General features: G+C 43.7%; 8 protein-coding genes. 7 read left to right on the forward strand and 1 reads right to left on the reverse strand.

Annotated features, from left to right (window positions below; all coding sequences use genetic code 11):
• Position 1 precedes the first annotated feature (1 nt).
• Positions 2–784: an XRE family transcriptional regulator gene (locus tag RT143_RS09830; protein WP_313092778.1), complete on the reverse strand. Its 783-nt coding sequence runs from the start codon at positions 782–784 to the stop codon at positions 2–4.
• Positions 785–923: 139 nt separating this feature from the next.
• Between RT143_RS09830 and RT143_RS09835 the strand changes: the two genes are divergently transcribed.
• The 7 genes from RT143_RS09835 to RT143_RS09865 all read left to right on the forward strand — a co-directional run.
• Positions 924–1,190 (forward strand): transcriptional regulator, encoded by a 267-nt coding sequence (locus RT143_RS09835; protein WP_313092779.1) that lies wholly within the window; start codon positions 924–926, stop codon positions 1,188–1,190.
• 41 nt (positions 1,191–1,231) lie between these two features.
• Positions 1,232–1,723, forward strand: a complete 492-nt coding sequence (locus RT143_RS09840) for a phage regulatory CII family protein (protein ID WP_313092780.1) — start codon at positions 1,232–1,234, stop codon at positions 1,721–1,723.
• Positions 1,720–2,358, forward strand: a complete 639-nt coding sequence (locus tag RT143_RS09845; protein WP_313092782.1) for a hypothetical protein — start codon at positions 1,720–1,722, stop codon at positions 2,356–2,358. Before RT143_RS09840 ends, RT143_RS09845 begins: the two co-directional genes overlap by 4 nt.
• Positions 2,355–3,305, forward strand: a complete 951-nt coding sequence (locus RT143_RS09850; RefSeq protein ID WP_313092783.1) for a primase-helicase zinc-binding domain-containing protein — start codon at positions 2,355–2,357, stop codon at positions 3,303–3,305. Before RT143_RS09845 ends, RT143_RS09850 begins: the two co-directional genes overlap by 4 nt.
• Before the next feature lies 1 nt (position 3,306).
• Entirely contained in the window at positions 3,307–5,001 is a 1,695-nt protein-coding gene (locus tag RT143_RS09855) for a DUF5906 domain-containing protein (protein ID WP_313092784.1), read from the forward strand.
• Between the two features lie 340 nt (positions 5,002–5,341).
• Complete coding sequence (locus RT143_RS09860) at positions 5,342–5,734, forward strand: hypothetical protein (protein ID WP_313092785.1); 393 nt, start codon at positions 5,342–5,344, stop codon at positions 5,732–5,734.
• 143 nt (positions 5,735–5,877) lie between these two features.
• Positions 5,878–6,187, forward strand: a 310-nt coding sequence (locus RT143_RS09865; RefSeq protein ID WP_313092786.1) for an HNH endonuclease, incomplete at its 3' end; no start/stop codon positions are given.

Below are 6,187 nucleotides of genomic sequence, written 5' to 3' on the forward strand. Positions count from 1 at the left end.
CTCACATCTTGTTAAAGGTATACCGTACACGCCCAAAAATATCAAAATGATTAAACTTGTCTTTATCAACAATTTGGTCGGGATAACGGGTTTTATCCGTATTGTCTGATACCAGCGTGATTGAACCGTCCAAATTTTTAAAGGCGCGCTTACAAATCATCTCACCATCGGCGTTGAAAGTATAGACTTCTTTGCTAATCATGTTCTCAAAATGACACTCTTTGCGATTGACCAGCATCATGGTCTCATCTGGGATGGTATAACCCATGCTATCGCCACATGCGTGCATTAGCACTAAGCCATCACCGTCAATTGGTAATTTATTTTCACGCAAAAATTCAACCGTAAAGGCTATTTGTCCTTTTTTCTCTTCATATTCACCATTGACATAACCGCCGCCACAGCTTGCTTTTTTGTCCAGGTAATCAACCAAAACAAGTGGGTAATCCGTGCTACCACCAATGACAACGTAGTCAAATGCTGATTCTTCAGACACAACATCTTTTTTTGGCTCATCACGCACTGGCGTCTGGACAGGTTCGCCTTCGCCAGTCGCAAGCCATTCCATACTCACACCCAATGCCTTTGCAAGTCCTGCTGTATGTTGGCTTTTTTTACTGTCTCTATTTTCGATATTACCAATCACAGACGGATCAATCGGTCGCAGCTCACCGGTGTTTTTATCTTTGGACAAAACCATATTAGCAAGTTGGGCTTGGCTTAATTTTTTTTGCTCACGAAAATATTTTACCCGTTTCCCTAATGTGTCTAATTCAGCGTACATGCGAACTCCAGTAACTTTGAGTGTCAATTTTCCGCGATAATAATTACAAATGTAATAATTTACCAGTTTCAAAAGTAATTGACATGTTCAATTACAAATGTAATTATATGCCTAAGTTTTAAATACAAAGGTAATTACAATGTCAAATACTCATGAGTCATCAATGCTAGATGCTCTAAAAAAAGCCATAACTATTGCAGGCGGTAACGCAGAACTGTCCGAAAAAATCGGTCTTTCACGTACCTCGTCAAATGTCAATGTCATGGTTGCTCGCGATAAAAAAGCCTCAGCAAAGTATGTTGTAAAAATCAGCGAAGTAACTGGGGTGCCATGCTATGAATTGCGTCCTGACATTTTCCCAGTCCCCGCTAACGAGTGTGATGCTCAATCAACACAATCAGCATAGCAACAAAATAGCAATAATTACACGACGAAAACGAGGGGAATATGTCGAACCAATACTACACAGCAAAACAGCGCGCGGATAAGTGCGTATTGCCACTCGACTTGGCAGTGTATCAAACCACCAAGCGCGAGCGCGGATTGGTGCATTTTATCTGTGGCAAATATGGGCTTAATTACAACACCGTATCTGCGCAAATCAACCCAAACAATGACAGCCATACCTTATCACCAGACATCATTGAGTACGTACTTACACATGCGGAAAATAAGACACTGATTATGGATGCTATTTGCTGCGCCCACGGCAACGCGGCTTGGTTTGAGTTGCCAGAATGCGAGGATGGCGAAATGTTTGACGATATCGCTGAGCTGATGAAACGATTTGCCGATATGAATAATACCACCTTGGCAGCCATTGCCGACCAAAAAGTCACTAATGATGAAAGTCGAGCAATGAAAAAAGTGGGTTATGCACTGATTGCCCAAATTCAAAAAGTGATTTTAACTGCTGAAGCAATGGAGTCAAAACCATGATCATATCAGGATATGCAAAAACAGACTTGGCAGAGCAAGAGCGCGTCATTGCTGAGTGGAAAAAAGAAAACGGCTATGTTGCAGATACACCCATCACCAATAACGCGCTTAAACTGACACGTAAACAATCAAATACATTTTTGTTTGACCATAGCCCAGAACACATAGAGCGTCAAAAAAAGTTACGCGAAGAGCAGGCGGCACGACGCGAATTGGGAAATACAGTCACTGAAAGTAAAAAGGGGCGCAAACCCAGAATACCACAGTCTGATCTGATGGCAAAATACGAAGCGCAAAAACGTGGCGATATTGACCCAAATTATTATTACAGTCTGTTTGATGGTCGCGTAAAACGCAAATCGCGCAATGCGCCCGCTACCATGATTGACCCTGCCAAGCATAAACCGTTTAAAGGTCAATACGGCAAGCTAAAAGGGAACGATCTATCACAAAAAATCATTGTCCTATTGGGTCAACATGATGTGATTGACATCAACGCGCTTATCAATGAGCACAATCTCAATCGCAACACGTTTTTACAGACCGCTAAAAAACTCGAAAAAGCTGATTTATTGCGCATCGTTAAAGCCAATGGCCGCGGCAAAACGGCTAAATTTTTGGAGCGTGTTGCATGACTACTAAACGTCCACCTTTAGACTTCGATGCGATTAAAATCGCTGCCAATGGCAAATGGATTGATACCATTTTTCCCGCGGTTGGCATCCAATTTGACAAAGCCCCAAAACAACACCAGCCTTGCCCAGTCTGCGGCGGCACTGACCGTTTTCGCTGTGACAACAAAAAAGGCGATGGCACTTGGATATGCTCAAACTGTGGCGCGGGTGACGGGCTTAAACTCGTTGAGCTTTACACCAACACCAGCGGCTATGATTTGATGGCAATGGTTGGCGGTATCCTTGGCGTTGGTGCCACCTCAACAATCACCCCAGAACAACGTGCAAACTGGAAAGCCGAGCAAGTTGCCAAAGAGCAAGCTGAGCAGGAAGCCAAACGCCAAGCGCAGTATCAAGCAGCTGGCATTGCATCATCACGTTTCGGAAAAGCATTAATGCAAGGCTACTCAGAATACCTTAATCGCAAACAGATTATGCCATTTGAGGCGCGTTTTGAAGGTGACAACTTATTGATACCGTTAGCCGCTCGTGAAAATGGCGGCAATGTCATCCGCAATCTGCAAATCATTGATAAAGATGGCAACAAGCTATTTTTAACCGGTGGACAGGTTAAGTATTGTTTTTGCCCAATTGGACTGCCAGCACAATTTGACAACCCACCGATTGTGATTATCTGTGAAGGATGGGCGACAGGTGCAAGTATCTACATGGCCATCAATCAATCAATCCCAGTATATGTTGCGTTTAACGCAGGCAATTTATTGCCAGTTGGTGAGGTGGCAAGAGCCATACATCCAAACGCACGCATTTTATTTTGTGCAGATAACGATGCTCAAACAGGTGAAAAGACCGGCAAAAACACTGGCGTCGAGTCGGCAAAAGTTGCAGCAAAAGCGGTTAACGGTGAAGTGATTATTCCTAATTTTGACATACAGGCGGTAGCATAAAGTGAGCGGTGCTTTAACAGATTTTAATGATTTAGCAGTCCGCTTTGGACTTGGTGAGGTTGCCCGTCAAATCATGGCGGTAGTCAATCAAACCCCTGCACCTGTCGCAAGCAATGACGACATTGCACCCGCTGACAAAGCGATTGCGGATCAGCAACAAAAAGACCTTAATGCCATGCTGCAGCGTTACGCAAAAATCATGGCACCGGGACGCGCAACAAACAAAGTCTATGACTTACAGCAAAAGGTTGAGTACACAAAGACGCAATTCAATGACCACATTGGCAACAAAGCCATCGCCAAACTATGGTTTGAAGCATCAACCAAGACAATTACTCAAGACGAAGTTATTCGCGACCGCAATGAGCTGATTAGCAAAGACGACGCCAAAGGATTTTTTAATCGCTATTTACTCATCTATGGCACCAAAGAAGTTTGGGATATCCAGAAACACCGCCGCATTGAAGCCAAAGCAGTGGAACTGTCTGACAAAGAAGCGTTTGACAGCTGGATAAAATCTCCGCGCAAAAAGATGGTTGATGTTGATAATATTTGGTTTGACCCATCACGCACCCGTAAAGCACCCAATGACGAGCCGTTTGTTAATACCTTTGTGGGATTGCCACTCAAGCCACTCGATATCGACGGCAAAACCGCGACAGAAAAATGCCGACCTATCCTTGAACTATTGCATCATCTCTGTGAGTACAATAATGATTTGTATTTGTGGGTGTTGCGGTGGCTTGCGATACCATTGCAAAAGCCTGGTACCAAATTAGATACGGCACTGATTTTTCATGGCCACATCCAAGGCGCGGGTAAATCATTGTTTTTTGACCGTATCATGCGCCGTGTTTATGGTGAGTATGCCGTCACATTGGGTCAAGGTCAGCTTGAGTCATCATACAATGACTGGGTAGCGGGCAAACTTTACACCGTGTTCGAGGAAATATTTACCGGGCAAGACCGCTATAAGCACATGGGCTTTGTCAAACAGCTAGTCACAGGCGACCAGATTTATATCTCAAAGAAATTTGTCAGCGGTTGGAAAGAAGATAACTACGTCAACACGGTTTTTTTATCCAATGACATGATGCCATTGTCATTGGAGGTCAATGACCGACGTCACGTTGTCAGCTATCCGAAAGCAAAAATCCCTGCCACCCTTTTAAAACGGGTCGAGGTCGCAGTCAATGACCCAGATAGTGATATGGTATCAGCCTTTTATACTTATTTACTCAACGTAAGTTTGGCAGGACAAAACGAGCATACGCCCGCTATCATGACAAAAGCCAAACAGCAGTTGATTAAATTATCACAGCCCAGTTGGGAATCGTTTTATGATGAGTGGGCAGCGGGTGAGTTGGCGGTGCCGTACTCATCTTGTTTGTCCCAAGATTTATTTAAGTTTTATCTGACATGGTGCAAACAAAACAATGAGCGCAGCACCACGGCTACCAAGTTTTTATCGTTTATTGGCACCCGTGAAGACAAGCGTTTGCTATGGTATAAAACACCAACTATGTCAACACGCAAGAAATCTACAATTATTTGTGTTAATATACCAACCGAATGCCCCAATCAGGAAGCTTATTTGGGCGATGAGATTAGCAAATGGCGCATTGCGTTAGATGACTTTAATGAGCTAAACAATCCCAATCCCCAGAAATTCCATTCGCCTTATGCCAAAACCTAACTGGGTAAGACGTTGGGTAATACTTTGGGAAAGGGTTAAAAGACAAACCCTTACCCAACCAAGACCGCCACTATGGCGGTTTTCGCGTATCTGGGTAAGGGTGTTAAGGGTTTTTGCGCCTATTGCTATAAGAGAAATTTATTTATAAGACTCAATGACAACAGACAAATAAAAATATTTTTCTCTATAGAATTAAAAATAACCCTTTCCACCCTTGGCACCCTTACCCAACACTATCCAAATGCAGATATATCAAGGCTTTGAGTTGGGTAAGGGTTTGGGTAAGAGTTGCATACAACCCTTACCATACGATAGATTTATCAGCCAAGGAGGATAAACTATGCGTAAACAATTTGACCGAGCCGCTGCCGAAGCCTTTGCTTGCTTGCCACCCATCCAATCAGCTTGCTATCACTACATGACCGACGGCTTTAGCGCTCACAATAAATCAGCACTGCGCCAGCATTTTATTAATGAGTTGACCGCTAAAGACATAAAGCCAAAGTACATCGAGCGGGTTGTCGATACCGCATTGGGTGAGCTGACTTACCCAGTGGCAACCAATGGCGATAAATACACATGGTCAGGTTGTCAACGCTCAGCGTTTTGTGGCATACCTCAAAAGTCATGGAGTCGTAACGAGCTGTGCAAATATACTAATTTTATCATTGATAAAATACGCTCAAACACAGACGCAGTAAGCCGCGCGATACAATTGCAGATGACAGTTTGATTTGAGTTATATTGCCAAATGACTTAAAAAACACTATGATTTTCTCATAATCAGAAACTCTATCAAAGCTACCGCATCCTCCCGGTAGCTTTTTTTATGGCTCGTAGTTTAGTCGCTATGAGTCTTTTTTATTTGGGGCAACTATGGCACTGCAACAGTTAAAGCCACGATTAAAGCCAAGCCAAAACCATCAACCAAAATCCCGTTGGGGCAGTGGACGTGGTGGCCGACCTTGGCGCCGCTTACGTGAGCAAATATTATTGCGTGATTTATACACTTGTCAGCACTGCCGCAAGGTCTTTGACCCTAAAGACTTGGTATGTGACCACATCGTCAATTCAGCTCAAGGCGGTACTGACGACCCAACTAATCTACAAACCCTCTGCAATCCATGCCATGACAAAAAAACTCATGCCGAGAGTATGGCGGGGGGTATCAAAAAACTGTACACCG

Source organism: Moraxella sp. CTOTU48268 (assembly GCF_032069585.1).
Classification (GTDB): Bacteria; Pseudomonadota; Gammaproteobacteria; order Pseudomonadales; family Moraxellaceae; genus Faucicola; species Faucicola cinerea.

Coding starts and splice junctions, on each gene's coding strand:
- RT143_RS09835 (WP_313092779.1), top strand. CDS start 924: ATGTCAAATACTCATGAGTCATCAATGCTAGATGCTCTAAAAAAAGCC.
- RT143_RS09860 (WP_313092785.1), top strand. CDS start 5,342: ATGCGTAAACAATTTGACCGAGCCGCTGCCGAAGCCTTTGCTTGCTTG.
- RT143_RS09845 (WP_313092782.1), top strand. CDS start 1,720: ATGATCATATCAGGATATGCAAAAACAGACTTGGCAGAGCAAGAGCGC.
- RT143_RS09850 (WP_313092783.1), top strand. CDS start 2,355: ATGACTACTAAACGTCCACCTTTAGACTTCGATGCGATTAAAATCGCT.
- RT143_RS09830 (WP_313092778.1), bottom strand. CDS start 784: ATGTACGCTGAATTAGACACATTAGGGAAACGGGTAAAATATTTTCGT.
- RT143_RS09840 (WP_313092780.1), top strand. CDS start 1,232: ATGTCGAACCAATACTACACAGCAAAACAGCGCGCGGATAAGTGCGTA.